Origin of the sequence: Enterobacter sp. J49, assembly GCF_002148625.1 — a bacterium.
GTDB lineage: Bacteria > Pseudomonadota > Gammaproteobacteria > Enterobacterales > Enterobacteriaceae > Enterobacter > Enterobacter ludwigii.
The window spans coordinates 354,500-370,652 of sequence record NZ_MWPY01000030.1; the positions used below are offsets into that span (position 1 = coordinate 354,500).

Consider the following 16,153-nt stretch of genomic DNA (forward strand, 5'->3'; position numbering starts at 1 on the left):
CTTAATTCAGTATCTGGACGGCTGCGCCAGGCTGTACGCGCTGGGCACCGTCGGTGATCGCTCGCTCACCGGGATGTAAGCCGGATGAAATCTCAAACTGCTGGCCAATCTGTCCGGCAATCTTCAGCGGGCGTTTTTCGGCTTTGCCTTCTGCGTTAACCACCCAGGCAAAGAATCCCTCGCCGTTTTGCTGTACCGCCGCAGCAGGCACTGTCAGCACCGGCTGCGCGCTTGCCGGACGCAGGTAAACATTCACATTGCCGCCCGGCAGCAGCTGATGGCGCGGGTTGGCAAATTCGGCGCGCAGCATCACGCTGGCGGTACGCGGGTCGATACGATTGTCCACGGAGGTCAGTTCACCGTTCAGGCGCTGACCATTGCTGTCAATCCGCGCCTGCCAGGCGCGCTTCAGGGCGCTGATATCCGCATGTTGTCCGGCTTTGGTGGCAAACGCCCCCTCTTCCAGCGCAAAGGCGATACGGATCGGATCAAGCTGCACGACATCCACCAGCACGCCGCTTGACGGGTTCACCAGGCTGCCGGCATGGAACTGGCTGTGCCCCACGCGGCCATCAATCGGCGATGTGATGCGCGTGTACGCCAGCGTCACGTTACGGGTTTCGAGGCGAGCTTTCGCCTGCTCCAGCGCAGCGCTGGCGACATCGCGCTGCATGCGCGCGTTATCCACGTCGTGACGGCTGATGGCATTGCTGTTGCCCAGGCTTTCAAAGCGTGAAAGCTGCTGCTGCGCCTGACGCAGCGTGGCTTCCGCGCTCTTTACCTCAGCCTGTGCCAGACGCACGGCGGCGCGTGGCTCGGCATCGTCCAGCTCGAACAGCACGTCACCTTTTTTCACGTATTGTCCGTCGCGAAAATGAACCTGGGTAATCACGCCTTCCGTGCGCGCTCTTATCTCGACGGTATGAATGGCTTCAATGCGGCCAGGCACGTGCCGTTCAGCTGCGTGGGTCGTTTGCTCCACAACCGCCACGCGAACCGGAATGGCAGCAGCAAACGCGGGTTGAAAGAGGGCGAGGAGGACGAACAGGAGCGGGAATTTCATGGGGATGTACCTCTGATGTGTTTCCCTCACCCCGGCCCTCTGCCCAATGAAAGGGAGGTCAGCATCCCCTCTCCCGGCGGGAGAGGGTTAAGGTGAGGGCAAAAGGTTATGCAGCCTTACGGAACCTGCGGGTCAGTCGCTTCTCGATTTCAACAACGAAGAACATCACCGCGGCTACCGCCAGCGTGACGAACCAGTAGCGCAGAGGCAGCGCTTCCGTACCGAAAAGCATCTGCATAAACGGCAGGTAGATGATTGCCGCCTGGAGCAGGAACAACACGCCCGTGACCAGCCAAATCCCTTTGTTCGCCAGCAGGCCACGGTTCAGGGAGAACCCTTCAGTGTTGCGGCAGTTAATCATGTATACCCACTGGGCGCAGACCAGCATCTGCAGCAGCACGGTACGGATGAACTCCGCGCTGTGGCCGCGCGGTGCCAGCCAGGCTTCCAGCGCAAAGGCGGCGATGGCAATCATGGTCCCGACGAAGGCCACGCGCCATACGGCGTACGCATCCATCACGTGCTGTCCGGTCTGACGCGGCGGACGCTTCATGATGTTGCGCTCAGCGGCTTCAAAGGCCAGGCCAAAGGAGAGCGTGGCGGAGGTTGCCATGTTCATCCACAAAATCAGTACCGGCGTCAGCGGGATAATGTTCCCTGCCAGCAGCGCAATAACAATCAGCAACCCCTGCGCCAGGTTGGTCGGCATAATGAACAGAATGGTTTTCTTCAGGTTGTCGTAAACGCGACGCCCCTCTTTTACCGCGCTGGCGATGGTCGCGAAGTTATCGTCGGTCAGGACCATATCCGCCGCCTCTTTGGTCACTTCGGTGCCTTTAATGCCCATTGCGATGCCCACGTCCGCCTGGCGCAATGCCGGAGCGTCATTCACACCGTCGCCGGTCATGCCCACGATCTCACCCTTGTCCTGCAGGGCTTTCACCAGGCGCAGCTTATGCTCCGGGCTGGTACGGGCGAAAATGTCATATTTCACCGCGGCGTCTGCAAGCTCAGCGTCGTCCATTTTCTCCAGCTGGTAGCCCGTCACCGCCTGCTCGCTGTTGGTGATCCCGAGCATCTGGCCGATGCTCATTGCCGTCTGCGGGTGATCCCCGGTGATCATCTTCACGCGGATCCCGGCCTGCTGGCAGGCATGAATCGCATCAATCGCTTCAGGACGCGGTGGATCCATCATTGCGGCAATACCGAGGAAGATCAGCCCGTGATTCAGATCGTCATGCGTCAGCGCCTGCTCACCGTTCGCCGGTTTGAACGCCGCGGCAACCATACGCAGCCCCTGACGTGCATAGCGCTCCATCTCGGTTTCCCAGTAAGCGCGGTCGAACGCTTCAGCGCCGTTACGGGCCTGCTGCTGTTTACACAGCGCGAAAATCACGTCCGGCGCGCCGGTAATCAGGATGTGCTCCTCGTGACCAATCTGATAGTGGGTGCTCATGTACTTGTACTGCGAATCGAACGGGATCTTGTTAATCAGGGTGGTCATCACCGGCTCAAGATGCGCCTTCGCCGCCAGCACCTTCAGCGCCCCTTCGGTCGGCCCACCGGTGATGCCCCACAGACCGCGTTCGTCCTGAATCAGCTGGCTGTCATTACAGAGATCGACAGTGCGCAGGTACTGCTCCAGCACGGTGCCCGGCTGGATCTGCATCGGCTCGTCGCTGCCTTCCAGGTAAATGTTCCCCACCGGCTCGTAGCTGTTACCGTCCACGCGGTAGCAACTGTCGGCAGTAATGATGGCTTTCACCGTCATCTCGTTCATGGTCAGGGTGCCGGTTTTATCCGAGCAGACCACGGTCATCGCCCCCAGGGTTTCAACCGTTGGCAGCTTGCGGATAATCGCCCGCTTGCGTGCCATCGCCTGCACGCCAAGAGAAAGGATGATAGAAATAATGGCTGGCAGACCTTCCGGCACGGACGCGACCGCCAGGCTAATCAGAGAGAGCAGCAGCTCGCCCATGGGGATTTCGCGGAACACCAGGCTGAAGACAAACAGTGCCGCCATCATCGCCAGAATAATGGCGAAGATCGCTTTCCCCAGCTTGTCCATCTGCACCAGCAGCGGCGTACGATGCTTTTCAATACCCGCCATCATCTGGTTAATGTGGCCAAGTTCAGTCTCTTGCCCGGTGGCAATGACCACGCCAATGCCGCCCCCTGCACTCACGGTCGTACCGGAAAAGACCAGGTTAGTGCGGTCGCCCAGCGGTAATTCACCGGTCAGCGGATTAATGTGTTTATCCACCACGGTAGATTCGCCGGTCAGAATAGCCTCTTCCACGCGTAAATTATGCGCTTCGATTAAACGCATATCCGCCGGAATACGATCCCCCGCGCGTAATACAATAATATCGCCCGGGACTATTTCAGTTGTCGGTAGCGTTTCATGATTACCATTGCGAATGACGCGCGCTTCGCTGGAGAGCATATTGCGAATACTCTTCAGGGATTTTTCCGCATTGCTTTCCTGAATATGGCCAATTAACGCGTTGATTACCGCCACACCGAGGATAACCAGCGTATCGACCCAGTGGCCCATAACTGCGGTTAATACCGCCGCGGCAAGCAGAACGTAAATCAGTACATCATTAAAATGGGCGAGAAAACGTAGCCAGGCGGGCTTGCCTTTTTTCTCCGGCAACGCGTTAGGGCCATACTGATGCAGACGTGCCTGCGCTTCAGCACGGTCGAGGCCGCTTGCCTGGCTCTGCTTGTTAGCAAGCACTTGCTCAACGGTCTGCTGATACGCCTGCCCACCAGCAGGTGGCATGTTCTGAGAGAGATTTTTTTTGGTCATCGTATTTTTCCTTCAATATACGGTGGACGGAAGCCTGAATTCCTTTCTGGCTTTAATAAATTCATTTTTAAGGCTTGCGGGTAAAATTGATCTACCGCAATATAATTACTGCCGGGATATTCAAAACTAATAACTATTATTCGAATACGATGATTTTTACAAAATATTTCTAAACCAACGCTAAACGAGGAGGAACCATGTTTGGTATTTATCGCGCACGCCGCCTGGCGTTATACATTGTCGCAGCCATTGTTATTGCCACGTTAATTGGATATAGCACTTATATGTTTGTAAAATTATTTGCATGACAAGGACATTTATTTACATAACGCGATAATAATTTAATCGCTTCTGAGAGATTATTCTCTTTCTGTTATTTATTCGCAGAAAAGCGCATTTGATTTAACAAAAAACGTCTGCCGGGTTTATATTGCTTTACGTTCCGCGATGCCGGACAATGACATTTTTAACTGACGATTAACATTAAGATGAAACACCCGTTAGAATCGCTGCTCACAGCGGGGGGCATTTTGTTGATGGCCCTGCTCTCCTGCCTGCTGTTACCTGCGCCGTCGCTTGGGCTGGTGCTGGCGAAAAAGCTGATGACGATCTTCCACATGGTCGATCTTAACCAGCTGTACACCATTTTGTTCTGCGTGTGGTTTTTACTGCTTGGCGCCCTCGAATTCTTCATCCTGCGTTTCGTCTGGCGTCGCTGGTTTTCACTGGCATCGTAAGTAAAAAAAACCGGGTGCGGCTGCGCCTTACCCGGTCGGATTTCTGCATAACGACACGTTCAGTGTGTCCGGCTGTGGTTCTCTTTGCGGTACGCGCCAGGCGGCTGGTTGAAGGTACGGGTAAAGATACGCGTAAACGTCTGCTGCGAATCAAAGCCGTAGCGCAAACAGATATCGTAGACACGCTCGTCCGATTCACGCAGGTCACGCGCTGCCAGCAGCAGCTTGCGTTCGCGAATGTAACGCCCGAGACTTTCGCCCTTGTACTGCATAAACAAACGCTGCAGATGCCATTTCGAGTAACCCGCGTGGCGGGCGATCTCTTCGATACGTAATGGCTGGTGCAGGTTGTCGTCGATCCACTCGACGATGGTGTCGATGACTTGAGCGGAAATGGTCATACTGCTCTCCCCCTCTGCTTCTCGCTTAAACATTATTCCCACCACTCACGAAAGGTTTGCGTGGTATCACTCACATGAACAGGTTCACCCAGCTCCGGCGTCAGTAGCCGATAATTTTTATCTTTGCTGGCCTGCGCCAGCTGGATCAGCGGATCGTTCCAGGTGTGTTTCGCCAGCACAAAGCGTCCGTTATGACCGGGCACGACAGCTTTCGCGTTAAGGTCAGCCGACGCCTGCGCCGTTTCCGCCGGCATCATGTGAATGTACTTCCAGTCCCGATCGTACTGGCCGTTTTCCATGATGGCTAAATCCACCTCGCCGAACTGCTCACCGATGGCCCTGAAGTGCGGGCCGTAACCAGAGTCTCCGCTGTAATAAACCTTCTGCGCCGGCGTGACGAACATAAAGCTCCCCCACAGGGTTTGATCGCGTTTAATCCCGCGTCCGGAGAAGTGACGTGCCGGCAGGACGTGCACCGTTAAGTCATCACTGATGCACACCGACTGGTTCCAGTCGCGCTCGTCGATAATTTCCGGCTTCATGCCCCAGTAGCGCAGATGAGATCCAACGCCCAGCGGAGTAACCACACGTTTCACCTTCGGCAGTAACGCACTGATGGTGGCGTAATCCAGATGATCGTAGTGATCGTGGGAGATGATCAGCAGGTCGATCTCCGGCATGTTCTGCGCATGCCAGGGATACTCGCCCGCAAAAGCTTTATTAAGGAACGAGAACGGCGCGGCATAGTTACTGAGCACCGGATCGATCAGAATACGTTTACCCGCCAGCTGCATATACCACGACGAGTGACCGAGCCAGACCAGCGTGTCCTGCTCCAGCGGCAGACTGGCGAGATCGGTTTTCACCAGCGGCAGCGGCTGCGCGGGACGGGCATTTTCGGTTTTGCGGGTCAGAAATTGCCACCACGCCACCAGCATATTTTGCTCGCCGGTGAAGCCCGGTGTCGGCAACGTATTGTGGAATTTCCCGTCGCGATACTGCGGGGAGGCCTCCACTTCGGTAAGCTGCGCACCCTGCGGTGGCTGGCCAAATCCAGGATTCAGGACAAAAGGTAAACTCGCAGCTGAAGCAATAATCATGACGAACACCACGCAGATGAATAGAGGCTTTTTCATATCCTGACCCGAAAACGCGCCCCATCCGATGGTTTACGCGGGTTGAACTTGATTATGAGTGAGTAAGCACTCATTATAGATATGATGATAAAGTCGTCAAGACGTTTTCGATCTTTGACATTGCGCGTTGCAGCCTGTCAAAGCACGTGTTTCAATCAAGGTTTTTACAATTGACAGGAGGAACAATTTAGTGGCACGTCCGAAGAGTGAAGATAAAAAACAGGCCTTACTGGACGCAGCAACCGCTGCATTTGCACAGTCAGGTATTGCCGCCTCAACGGCCTTAATTGCCCGGAACGCGGGCGTCGCTGAAGGCACACTGTTCCGCTACTTTGCTACCAAAGACGATCTGCTGAATGCCCTCTATCTGCACCTGAAGCAGGATCTCTGCCAGACGATGCTGGCGGAGCTTGATCGCACGCTCACCCTCCCCAAAGAACATACCCGCAATATCTGGAACAGCTACGTGGACTGGGGCATCCGTAATCCTGTCGCTCACGCCGCCATTCGCCAGCTTGGCGTCAGCGAGAAGATCAGCGCAGAAACGGAGCAGGCCGTGCAGGAGATGTTCCCGGAGCTGCATGAACTGTGCCGTCGCGCAGTGCGTCCGGTATTTATGTCCGATGAGTTTCGTACCTTTGGTGATGCCATGTTCTTATCGCTTGCCGAAACCACCATGGAATTTGCCACCCGCGATCCGTCCCGCGCCGTCGATTTTAAAGCGCTGGGCTTTGAAGCCATGTGGCGTGGACTCGCCTCCGAGGATATTGATGGACAGTAAATCGCTGCAGGAACACGCCAAACGCGTGGCGCTGGAACTGCCGTTCACCGAACACTGCTGGCCGTTCGGGCCGGAATTTGATGTGTTTAAAGTGGGTGGCAAGATTTTCATGATTGTTGCGGTTGCTCACGGGCGACCGCATGTCAGCCTGAAATCCGAGCCGGAAAAATCCCTGTTAAACCAGCAGATCTACCGCGGCGTTGAGCCGGGGTATCATCTCAATAAAAAGCACTGGATTTCACTCTACGGCACCGACGATGTTACGCCGGAACTGGTGGCCGATCTCATCAACGATTCCTGGAATCTGGTCGTCGATAAACTGCCGAAAAAAGACCAGAAATGGATCAGGCCGCGCTGATTGTTCGTCTGAGACGAACAGATTAAGCGCTCAAAATGCACTTATCTTTTCCCGCTTCGCACGGTAATCTGCACTCCTTTTCGCGCCCGCACGCGGGCGAACTTTATCACCAGGAGTTGTTATGGATATCATTTCCGTTGCCCTGAAACGCCACTCCACCAAGGCGTTTGACCCAAGCAAGAAACTGACCGCTGAAGAAGCGGAGAAGATCAAAACCCTGCTGCAGTACAGCCCGTCCAGCACGAACTCCCAGCCATGGCATTTTATTATTGCCAGCACTGAGGAAGGTAAAGCGCGCGTGGCCAAATCTGCGGCAGGCACTTACGTGTTCAACGAACGCAAAATGATGGACGCCTCTCATGTGGTGGTGTTCTGCGCGAAAACCGCCATGGACGATGCATGGCTTGAGCGCGTCGTCGATCAGGAAGAGGCCGACGGTCGCTTCAACACCCCAGAAGCAAAAGCGGCGAATCACAAAGGTCGCTGCTATTTCGCCGATATGCACCGCGTGGATCTGAAAGATGACGACCAGTGGATGGCGAAACAGGTTTACCTCAACGTCGGTAACTTCCTGTTAGGCGTGGCCGCGCTGGGCCTGGATGCCGTACCCATTGAAGGTTTTGACGCCGCCATTCTCGACGCAGAGTTTGGCCTGAAAGAGAAAGGCTTCACCAGCCTGGTGGTGGTCCCGGTTGGACACCACAGCGTGGAAGATTTCAACGCCACGCTGCCAAAATCTCGCCTGCCGCTGAGCACGATTGTGACCGAGTGCTAAGACAAACGGGCCGCAACTGCGGCCCGTTTTCAATCACGCGTCATCTGCCTGGTTTCGCCATTGAGTCAGCATCTCACGCAGACGGCGTTTTCTGCGTCTTCCCGATCAACACGCGCAAAACTTACTTCTCCGCACTCCCGGCATGCCAGATCCGCTCCGCATACCGCCCTATCACCGCCAGCGACGCCGCCAGAATCAGGAAGAACACCACCTTGTTCATCCCATCCCAGAAGTATTCGAAGTAGCGGGTATAGAGGTTAATGGCGAGGAACGTCAGGCCAAACCCGCGCAGCATGCCGTCGTCGGTTTTCAGACTGATGTAAATACAGAGAACCGCCGCCACCGCAAACAGCAGCGCCCACGGCAGCAACGAGGCCTGGGTCACGCTGTACCAGTTATCGATATCGTAATTACCAAATATCGACATGATCCACAGGGCGACAAAGAGATACGTCAGCCCCATCGCTTTACTGGTGGTGTAGAGATGACGGGACTGCAGCAGAGCGCGCAGGATCCAGCACAGGGCCAGCAGCGCGCCGCCGAAAAAGATAAAGCGCACCGGATAGTTCATCCCCAGCCAGTAAGCGCCCCAGCCGGACATATAGCCCGTCTCCGCGCCAAACCAGTTGCCAAGCGAGAGCAAGAAGAACAGCCAGACCAGCCCGGAGCGGCCGAAAAAGCCTACCAGGCCATAGACGGCACAGCCGGCCAGGAACAGGGGCGCGATGTGGCCGCTGCCATTATCCAGCCGTTCACCCAGCTGCCAGAGCGCGATGGCGGTAAACAAGACTCCGAGGAACAAAATCGCTTCGGTACTGTAATGCCACTGCGTCTCCCGCCGCTGGCGGCTGAAGCCCCACAAATAAAACAGCACGGCCAGGAGCGCCGGCAGCCCGATGCGGGCAAGGGAGGAAAAAGCGAAGAATTCGATAATGCGCGCCATCAGTTCGCTGTTCGAGAACAGGCTGCCGATGGCGATAATGACGCAGGCGAGTGCCGTCCAGAAGGCATAGCGGCTCAGCCGCTGCCAGTCCATGGTCACGCGTTGAAGCGTACCGGCCAGCCGCTGATGGTCGTCAGCGGTTAATGTGCCTTCCTGTTGCCACTCGTTGAGTGCGCGGCGTAGCAGCCGCTCCTGTTTGCCGGTAACCTTCATTTTGCCTGCTCCGTCAGCCATTCCATTGCTCTCTCCCCGGCTTCATCCACTGGCAGATACACCAGCAACCGGGAACCGTTTCGTGGAGCAGAGTACCAGTACATCTGCTGCAGGGTAAATTCCCCAAGCTCAGGATGGGTAAACAACTTGAGCTGGTTTTCCACACCGCGCACGTCATTGCGCTGATGCCACAGATTTTTAAACTCCTCAGACACCGCAAAGAAGCGCGCCAGTTTGGCTTCCCACAGCGGGTCGCCCCGGTGCTCGGCCATCGCCGCCCGGAAATAGGAGACAAAGACGGGCAGCACATCGTCACGTCTGCCGAGACGGGCGCGCCATGCCGGGTGGGTGAGGAACAGATAAATACAGTTGCGGTCTTCCGGGGGGATCGCATTGAAATCGACCCCCATCAGATGACCAAAGCTGTCGTTCCAGGCCACGATGTCGAAATTGGGTTTCTGAATGCTGGCCGGTTTCGGCATCAACGTATCAAGCAGGCGGCGCGTGCCTTCGCTGATCCCTTCACAGCAGGTGGCCTGCGGTGCTTCACCCGGCGGTAGCCCGGCCAGCACAAAAAGATGGCGCGCTTCGGTCGGGGTGCATTGCAGCGCTTTTGCCACGGCGGCCATCACCGCGCTGGACGGATTGACGTCCCTGCCCTGCTCAAGCCAGGTGTACCAGGTCACCCCGACGTCCGCCAGCAGGGCCACCTCTTCACGGCGCAGCCCGGGCGTGCGGCGTCGACCGCTGCGCGGCAGGCCGAGCCGCTGCGGATCGAGGCTTTCGCGTCGGGCGCGTAAAAACGCACCAAGTTGTTTTCGGGTGTCATCCTTGAGCGAGACGACGGGTTCAGACATCAGCGCCATAAATCCCCCTGCATGGTAGTGCCAGTACCAGTATAAGCAAGAACTGGTACCCGTTTATCAGATCGTTGATGCTACGACCATCTGTTGAATGACGCAATGGAGTTACCATGAATACGTCAGTCGTTTCACCGGGCCGCGCAGGCCTGATATTGCTGTTAACCGGCCAGATGCTGCCGCTGATTGATACCTCAATCACCAACGTGGCGCTGGATGCTATCACCCATTCGCTGCACGCTACGGCCACCGAGCTGGAATTAATTGTGGCCCTTTACGGTGTGGCCTTTGCCGTCTGCCTTGCCCTCGGCAGCAAGCTGGGGGATAACCTTGGCCGCCGTCGTCTTTTCATGTGGGGCGTGGCGAGCTTTGGCCTGGCCTCGCTGCTGTGCGGAATGGCAGGCAACATTGAACAACTGCTGGGCGCCCGTATTCTTCAGGGGGCTGGCGCGGCGCTGATCATGCCGCAAATTCTCGCCACCCTGCACGTAACGCTGAAAGGCACGGCCCACGCGAAGGCCATCAGCCTCTTTGGCGGCATCGGCGGCATCGCGTTTATCGTCGGCCAGATGGGCGGAGGCTGGCTGGTATCGGCGGACATTGCCGGCCTCGGCTGGCGCAACGCCTTCTTTATCAACGTGCCGATTTGTCTGGTGGTGCTGGCCATGAGCCGCCGCTACGTGCCGGAAACCCGCCGCGACACGCCATCAAGCATTGACTGGACGGGCACCGTCCTGCTGGCGATCATCCTCTGCTGCCTGCTGTTCCCGATGGCGCTTGGCCCGCAGTGGCACTGGTCCTGGCCGCTCAAGGTCGCGCTTATCGCCATTATTCCGCTTGCCGGGTTAATGGCCCTCAACGCCCGCAAAAAAGAGCGGGACGATGCACATCCGCTGATCCCGCCGCGCCTGCTGCAGTTGCGCAGTATCCGCTTTGGCGTGCTGATTGCGTTGCTCTTTTTTAGCGTCTGGTCCGGCTTTATGTTCTGCATGGCGTTAACCATGCAAACCGGTCTGGGGATGGCGCCGTGGCAGTCTGGCAACAGTTTTATCGCCCTGGGTGTTACCTACTTTATTTCAGCGTGGTTTGCCCCGCGTCTGATTGCCCGCTACAGCACCAGTACCATTCTGCTGACCGGTCTGGCGATCCAGATAGCGGGCCTGCTGGCGCTGATTGTCACCTTCCGCCTCTGGGGAATGCACAATACCGCGCTGACGCTGGCACCCGCGACCGGGCTGGTCGGCTACGGTCAGGCGCTGATCGTGAACAGTTTTTATCGTATTGGCATGCGCGATATTCAGCCTGATGACGCCGGGGCGGCGAGCGCCATTTTGAGCACGCTGCAGCAGGCGGCACTTGGACTCGGCCCGGCCATCTTTGGCGCGATTTTGCTGCACGGTCTGCAAAATCATCACGGAGATTACACTCAGGCGATCACCCTCTTCCTCGCGGTGGAAACTGGCCTGATGGTGATCCTCGCGCTGGCGACGCTGCGGGTTCGCCATCGGCTGTGCCTGCCGGTGGTGACGACCTGCCACGCCGTCAAATAACCCTGACGAATTTGCATAATAGATCCGCAGCCGCCATTATGGGGCTGCATCAATACAGGAGACGTTATGCAGGAATTAATTGCTCAGGTTGAAGAGTTAGGCATTGAAATTAATCACACCACCTCTTTAGTGATTATCTTTGGTATTATTTTTCTTACCGCACTCATCGTTCATTTTATTCTGCACAAAGTGGTCCTGCGGGCCTTTGAGAAGCGCGCGCAGGCCAGCAGCCATTTATGGTTGCAAATCATTACCCAGAACAAGTTATTTCACCGCGTCGCTTTTACCCTGCAGGGGATAATTGTCAACGTTCAGGCGGTACTGTGGCTGCAAAAAGGCAGCGAAGCCGCGGAAATGCTCACCACCTGCGCCAGGCTGTGGGTGATGGTGTATGCCCTGCTCTCGTTCTTCTCGCTGCTGGACGTCATTTTCAATCTTTCGCAAAAGATGGCGACAGCCTCGCAGCTCCCGCTGAAGGGCATCTTCCAGGGGATAAAACTGGTGAGCGCTATTCTGGTGGGGATTTTAATTATCTCGCTGCTGATTGGTCAGTCGCCAGCCATTCTGATTAGCGGCCTGGGCGCCATGGCTGCGGTGTTAATGCTGGTGTTTAAAGACCCGATCCTCGGGCTTGTCGCCGGGATCCAGCTCTCCGCCAATGATATGCTTAAACTCGGTGACTGGCTGGAGATGCCAAAATACGGAGCCAACGGCACGGTCACGGACATTGGCCTGACCACCGTCAAGGTGCGCAACTTCGACAATACCATCACCACCATTCCGACCTGGGCACTGGTCTCTGATGCCTTTATCAACTGGAGCGGCATGTCGGCCTCCGGCGGGCGACGCATCAAGCGTAGCCTGAATATAGACACCACCAGCATCCACTTCCTCGACGAGCAGGAGCAACAGCAGCTGATTCAGGCGAAGCTGCTTAAGCCGTACATGGCGGCGCGTCACGAAGAAATTTCGCTCTGGAATCAGGAAAACGGTGAAGGCGAATCGGTGCTGAACCTGCGCAAAATGACCAATATTGGAACCTTCCGCGCCTATTTAAATGAATATCTGCGTAATCACCCGCGGATCCGCAAAGATATGACATTGATGGTTCGCCAGTTAGCACCAGAAGCTAACGGGCTGCCAGTTGAAATATACGCGTTCACTAACACGGTCGTCTGGGCGGAATATGAGGCGATTCAGGCCGATATTTTCGACCATATATTCGCGGTGGTGGATGAATTTGGTCTGCGTATTCATCAATCTCCGACCGGAAACGATATTCGCTCGCTGACTGGCGTAATAGCGAAATAATCAGGCGCTGGCGCGGGAGATAAAGCGCCAGTCCATCATCACTCTTTCCGTGGGCGCATCCGGGTTATCGATTTTATTCAACAACAAATCGACCGCCTTGCGCCCAATATCCCGCGACGGCTGTTCGATGGTGGTGAGCGAAATCATCTCCGCCAGTTCCGTACCGTCAAACCCGACTACCGCAATGTCTTCAGGCACGCGTAATCCCGCCTGCTGGATCGCATGCAATGCGCCTGCCGCCAGGGTATCGGAAACGGCAAAGACCGCGTCCGGCGGGTTTTCCTTCAGCAGGTTTTGCATCGCCGCCATTCCGGCGCCGAAGCTGAGATCGCTGGCGTATTCCACCGCCTGGTAAGCCAGATCTTTCAGGTGGATAACGCTCTTATAGCCACGCTCGCGCAGGCGGGCATATTTATAACTCAGGTCGTGGTTAATCATCGCGATCCGCCCGCGCCCGCCGTCGGCAAGCTGGCTGACCGCATGCTGCGAGGCGTCCACATCGTTAATCCCGACGCAGGAGACCGCACCGGCATCCGCGTATTCGGCGCACTGCACCCACGGCGCAGCGCCAATCAGGGCGGCCAGTTCAGGAAGCTTTGAGAAGGCATCCATGGTGATAATGCCGTCGACAATTTTACCGGACAGCAAACTCAGCCCCGAACGCGAGCGTTCAATGTTAGAGCCGGAGTTGCACAGCAGAATGCGGTAGCCGTTCTTTTCGGCTTCCTCTTCAATGCCTTTCACCACTTCGGCGCAGAACGGGTTAGCGATGTTCGACACCATTACCAGAATCATATAGCTGCGGGCAGTCCGCAGCTGGCGCGCCAGCAGGTTGGGCTGGTAATTACTCTCTTTGATCGCCTGCAGGACGCGTTCGCGGTTTTTCGCTTTCACGGTATCGCTGTTGTTAAGCACGCGGGAGACCGTTGCCACGGACACCCCGGCAAGCTGAGCGATTTTCTGAATGGACATAGCGACGGCATTTCCTGCGGTTAACGTTTTATGCAGGCTACCATAAATTCGTTGCCCGGCGAACCGGGCAACGCGTCAATACGCAACGCGCACCCAGCGCTGTTGCTGATGGCTTTTCACTATCGCATCAATGATATACATGACGTTCGCGCCGTCATGGAACGTCGCAAACAGCGGCTGTGCCGGCATCTCCCCCTGCATCACGGCGCGGTAAAACTGCGCCATCATATTTTTAAAGGCATCAGGCCAGCCTTCGATATGTCCGCCAGGAAAATGGGCGCTTTCGGCCACGTCACGGTTCATCAGGTTTGGATCGTCGGAGAGGGTCTGGTTTGCCTGCGCGCGATGGCCGATCCAGAGTTGCTGCGGCACCTCCTGATCCCACGCCACGGACCGTTCGCTGCCGTTAATTTCAAACGTCAGCCGATTTTTGCGCCCGGCGCTGACCTGCGAGACGTTAAAACTGCCTTTGCTGCCATCGTCGAAGCGCACCAGCACCGAGCCAAAATCTTCGGTGGTGACCGGTTTGTCTTCATCGTTCGCGCTGCGATCATCCGTGAAGGTCCGGTTTCCTGCCGCACTGGCCTTGCGCGTTGGCCAGACGATGGCGAGGTCGGCCATCACGTCGGTGATCCGCCGCCCGGTCACAAACTGCACCGTGTCGCACCAGTGGGAGCCAATATCCGCCACCGCGCGCGACGCACCGCCCAGCGCGGCATCCACCCGCCAGTTGTAGTCGGTTTCCAGCAGCATCCAGTCCTGCAGGTAGCTGCCATGCGTGGCAAACAGCCGACCGAGACTGCCTTCGCGCCTCATGCTGGCCGCCTGGCGCACCATCGCAAACTGGCGATAGACAAAGCTGACGCCGTGTACCACGCCCGCCTGCTCAGCCAGTGCCACCAGCTCGCGGGCCTCTTCCGGGGTCATACACAGCGGCTTTTCGGAAAAAACATGCTTACCCGCCCACAAAATCTGGCGGTTAATCTCTGCGTGCAGATGGTTTGGCGTGCAGTTATGCACCACGTGCAGATCCGGATGGGCGAGCAGCGCCTCAACGTTCCCGTAAGCATGGGGCACATTCAGCTGGCGCGCCTTTTCCTGCGCTTGTGAAAGCGAGCTGTCGCACAGGGCGACCACCTGCACACTGCCGAGACGCCGCAGCGTCTCAATGTGCGCCGGGCCGATAAAGCCGCTGCCGACGATCCCGACGTTAATCATGGCTGCCTCCCGCGGCGAAATCGTCAAACGCACGCCCGGATACCGGAATGATATGACGACGGATAAATTCGCTGCCTTGGCGGGCGCCGGTATCGCCATCCTTAAGACAGCACTCCCACTCCAGCACTGCCCAGCCCTCGTAGTCGTACTGGGTCAGTTTGCTGAAAATACCGGTGAAGTCGATCTGCCCGTCGCCCGGCGACCGGAAGCGACCCGGACGATGAAGCCACGACTGGTAGCCACCGTATACGCCGCTGCGCCCGTTGGGACGAAACTCTGCATCTTTGACGTGAAACGCTTTAATGCGCGCATGGTAGAGATCGATAAACGTCAGGTAGTCCATCTGCTGAAGCAGCATATGGCTGGGATCGTAGAGAATATTGCAGCGCGGGTGGTTGTCCACCAGCGCCAGAAAACGTTCAAACGTCACGCCGTCATGCAGGTCTTCCCCCGGATGCAGCTCATAACAGACATCGACGCCATGCTCATCAAAAGTGTCCAGAATGGGCCGCCAGCGGGTTGCCAGCGTCTGGAAAGCGTCCTGAAAACGCTGCGCGTTGTGCGGCGGCCACGGGTAGAAAAATGGCCACGCCAGCGATCCAGAAAAAGTGGCGTGCGCTGTCAGGCCTAATTTTGCGGAGGCCGCCGCCGCCTGATTCAATTTGCTGGTCGCCCACGCCCGACGGGCCGCGTCGTTACCCCGCACGCCTGCCGGCGCGAAATGGTCAAACGCGTCGCCGTAGACCGGGTTCACCGCAATAAGCTGCCCTTCCAGATGGGTCGACAGCTCGCTGATCGCCAGCCCGTGCTCCGCCAGCGTGCCGGTAATGTCGTCACAGTAGGTCTGGCTCTCAGCCGCTTTCTCCACGTCAAAAATGTGCGGATGATTGCAGGGGATCTGCACGGCTTTGTAGCCCTTACCTGCTGCCCAGCCTGCCAGCCCATCCAGCGAGTTAAACGGCGCTTCTCCACTGATAAACTGCGACAGGAAAATACCAGGTCCCTTAATCGTTCTCATAC

At 56.9% G+C, this 16,153-nt stretch carries 15 protein-coding genes; 6 read left to right on the plus strand and 9 right to left on the minus strand.

Going from position 1 to position 16,153, the window contains the following annotated elements:
* Position 1: 1 nt before the first annotated feature.
* Together BJP35_RS10530 and BJP35_RS10535 are read right to left on the minus strand one after the other, a co-directional pair.
* Positions 2–1,063, minus strand: coding sequence for an efflux RND transporter periplasmic adaptor subunit (locus tag BJP35_RS10530; RefSeq protein WP_020885129.1), 1,062 nt, complete (start codon positions 1,061–1,063; stop codon positions 2–4).
* 106 nt (positions 1,064–1,169) lie between these two features.
* Positions 1,170–3,878 carry a cation-transporting P-type ATPase gene (locus BJP35_RS10535; RefSeq protein ID WP_047744073.1) on the minus strand — a complete coding sequence of 903 codons (2,709 nt, stop codon included), beginning with the start codon at positions 3,876–3,878 and terminating at the stop codon, positions 1,170–1,172.
* A 488-nt stretch (positions 3,879–4,366) separates the two neighbouring features.
* On the opposite strand from BJP35_RS10535, the gene BJP35_RS10540 reads away from it, so the two are divergent.
* Positions 4,367–4,615: a DUF1158 domain-containing protein gene (locus BJP35_RS10540; RefSeq protein ID WP_025204775.1), complete on the plus strand. Its 249-nt coding sequence runs from the start codon at positions 4,367–4,369 to the stop codon at positions 4,613–4,615.
* Positions 4,616–4,674: 59 nt separating this feature from the next.
* Here the strand turns inward: BJP35_RS10540 and BJP35_RS10545 are convergent, their stop codons facing one another.
* Positions 4,675–5,016: a RamA family antibiotic efflux transcriptional regulator gene (locus BJP35_RS10545; protein ID WP_020885132.1), complete on the minus strand. Its 342-nt coding sequence runs from the start codon at positions 5,014–5,016 to the stop codon at positions 4,675–4,677.
* Positions 5,017–5,048: 32 nt separating this feature from the next.
* Complete coding sequence (locus BJP35_RS10550; protein ID WP_047744074.1) at positions 5,049–6,152, minus strand: MBL fold metallo-hydrolase; 1,104 nt, start codon at positions 6,150–6,152, stop codon at positions 5,049–5,051.
* Between the two features lie 190 nt (positions 6,153–6,342).
* On the opposite strand from BJP35_RS10550, the gene BJP35_RS10555 reads away from it, so the two are divergent.
* The 3 genes from BJP35_RS10555 to nfsB all read left to right on the plus strand — a co-directional run bounded on the left by BJP35_RS10555 (position 6,343) and on the right by nfsB (position 8,066).
* Positions 6,343–6,933 (plus strand): TetR/AcrR family transcriptional regulator, encoded by a 591-nt coding sequence (locus BJP35_RS10555; protein WP_020885134.1) that lies wholly within the window; start codon positions 6,343–6,345, stop codon positions 6,931–6,933.
* Positions 6,923–7,291: an MmcQ/YjbR family DNA-binding protein gene (locus BJP35_RS10560; protein ID WP_032677586.1), complete on the plus strand. Its 369-nt coding sequence runs from the start codon at positions 6,923–6,925 to the stop codon at positions 7,289–7,291. The genes BJP35_RS10555 and BJP35_RS10560 overlap by 11 nt, the downstream gene beginning before the upstream one ends.
* Before the next feature lie 121 nt (positions 7,292–7,412).
* A complete protein-coding gene (gene nfsB, locus BJP35_RS10565) occupies positions 7,413–8,066 on the plus strand; it encodes an oxygen-insensitive NAD(P)H nitroreductase (RefSeq protein WP_020885136.1) in 654 nt (217 codons plus the stop codon).
* Positions 8,067–8,187: 121 nt separating this feature from the next.
* Here nfsB and BJP35_RS10570 read toward each other — a convergent pair whose 3' ends face one another.
* Together BJP35_RS10570 and BJP35_RS10575 are read right to left on the minus strand one after the other, a co-directional pair.
* Positions 8,188–9,222, minus strand: a complete 1,035-nt coding sequence (locus tag BJP35_RS10570; RefSeq protein WP_047744075.1) for a hypothetical protein — start codon at positions 9,220–9,222, stop codon at positions 8,188–8,190.
* The gene (locus BJP35_RS10575; protein ID WP_014168966.1) at positions 9,219–10,088 is read right to left on the minus strand and encodes a helix-turn-helix transcriptional regulator; all 870 of its coding nucleotides are present in this window, start codon (positions 10,086–10,088) and stop codon (positions 9,219–9,221) included. Before BJP35_RS10575 ends, BJP35_RS10570 begins: the two co-directional genes overlap by 4 nt.
* A gap of 107 nt (positions 10,089–10,195) precedes the next feature.
* Here BJP35_RS10575 and BJP35_RS10580 point away from each other — a divergent pair, with 107 nt between their 5' ends.
* Positions 10,196–11,632 (plus strand): MFS transporter, encoded by a 1,437-nt coding sequence (locus BJP35_RS10580; RefSeq protein ID WP_032681520.1) that lies wholly within the window; start codon positions 10,196–10,198, stop codon positions 11,630–11,632.
* A gap of 66 nt (positions 11,633–11,698) precedes the next feature.
* A complete protein-coding gene (locus BJP35_RS10585) occupies positions 11,699–12,943 on the plus strand; it encodes a mechanosensitive ion channel family protein (RefSeq protein WP_086463086.1) in 1,245 nt (414 codons plus the stop codon).
* Here the strand turns inward: BJP35_RS10585 and BJP35_RS10590 are convergent, their stop codons facing one another.
* The 3 genes from BJP35_RS10590 to BJP35_RS10600 all read right to left on the minus strand — a co-directional run bounded on the left by BJP35_RS10590 (position 12,944) and on the right by BJP35_RS10600 (position 16,151).
* A complete protein-coding gene (locus tag BJP35_RS10590) occupies positions 12,944–13,915 on the minus strand; it encodes a LacI family DNA-binding transcriptional regulator (protein ID WP_086463087.1) in 972 nt (323 codons plus the stop codon).
* A gap of 75 nt (positions 13,916–13,990) precedes the next feature.
* Positions 13,991–15,133, minus strand: a complete 1,143-nt coding sequence (locus tag BJP35_RS10595; protein WP_086463088.1) for a Gfo/Idh/MocA family protein — start codon at positions 15,131–15,133, stop codon at positions 13,991–13,993.
* Positions 15,126–16,151: a sugar phosphate isomerase/epimerase gene (locus tag BJP35_RS10600; RefSeq protein WP_086463089.1), complete on the minus strand. Its 1,026-nt coding sequence runs from the start codon at positions 16,149–16,151 to the stop codon at positions 15,126–15,128. Before BJP35_RS10600 ends, BJP35_RS10595 begins: the two co-directional genes overlap by 8 nt.
* Positions 16,152–16,153: the final 2 nt, after the last annotated feature.

Coding starts and splice junctions, on each gene's coding strand:
- BJP35_RS10595 (WP_086463088.1), bottom strand. CDS start 15,133: ATGATTAACGTCGGGATCGTCGGCAGCGGCTTTATCGGCCCGGCGCAC.
- BJP35_RS10600 (WP_086463089.1), bottom strand. CDS start 16,151: ATGAGAACGATTAAGGGACCTGGTATTTTCCTGTCGCAGTTTATCAGT.
- BJP35_RS10550 (WP_047744074.1), bottom strand. CDS start 6,152: ATGAAAAAGCCTCTATTCATCTGCGTGGTGTTCGTCATGATTATTGCT.
- nfsB (WP_020885136.1), top strand. CDS start 7,413: ATGGATATCATTTCCGTTGCCCTGAAACGCCACTCCACCAAGGCGTTT.
- BJP35_RS10575 (WP_014168966.1), bottom strand. CDS start 10,088: ATGGCGCTGATGTCTGAACCCGTCGTCTCGCTCAAGGATGACACCCGA.
- BJP35_RS10560 (WP_032677586.1), top strand. CDS start 6,923: ATGGACAGTAAATCGCTGCAGGAACACGCCAAACGCGTGGCGCTGGAA.
- BJP35_RS10570 (WP_047744075.1), bottom strand. CDS start 9,222: ATGAAGGTTACCGGCAAACAGGAGCGGCTGCTACGCCGCGCACTCAAC.
- BJP35_RS10535 (WP_047744073.1), bottom strand. CDS start 3,878: ATGACCAAAAAAAATCTCTCTCAGAACATGCCACCTGCTGGTGGGCAG.
- BJP35_RS10545 (WP_020885132.1), bottom strand. CDS start 5,016: ATGACCATTTCCGCTCAAGTCATCGACACCATCGTCGAGTGGATCGAC.
- BJP35_RS10540 (WP_025204775.1), top strand. CDS start 4,367: ATGAAACACCCGTTAGAATCGCTGCTCACAGCGGGGGGCATTTTGTTG.
- BJP35_RS10580 (WP_032681520.1), top strand. CDS start 10,196: ATGAATACGTCAGTCGTTTCACCGGGCCGCGCAGGCCTGATATTGCTG.
- BJP35_RS10590 (WP_086463087.1), bottom strand. CDS start 13,915: ATGTCCATTCAGAAAATCGCTCAGCTTGCCGGGGTGTCCGTGGCAACG.
- BJP35_RS10530 (WP_020885129.1), bottom strand. CDS start 1,063: ATGAAATTCCCGCTCCTGTTCGTCCTCCTCGCCCTCTTTCAACCCGCG.
- BJP35_RS10585 (WP_086463086.1), top strand. CDS start 11,699: ATGCAGGAATTAATTGCTCAGGTTGAAGAGTTAGGCATTGAAATTAAT.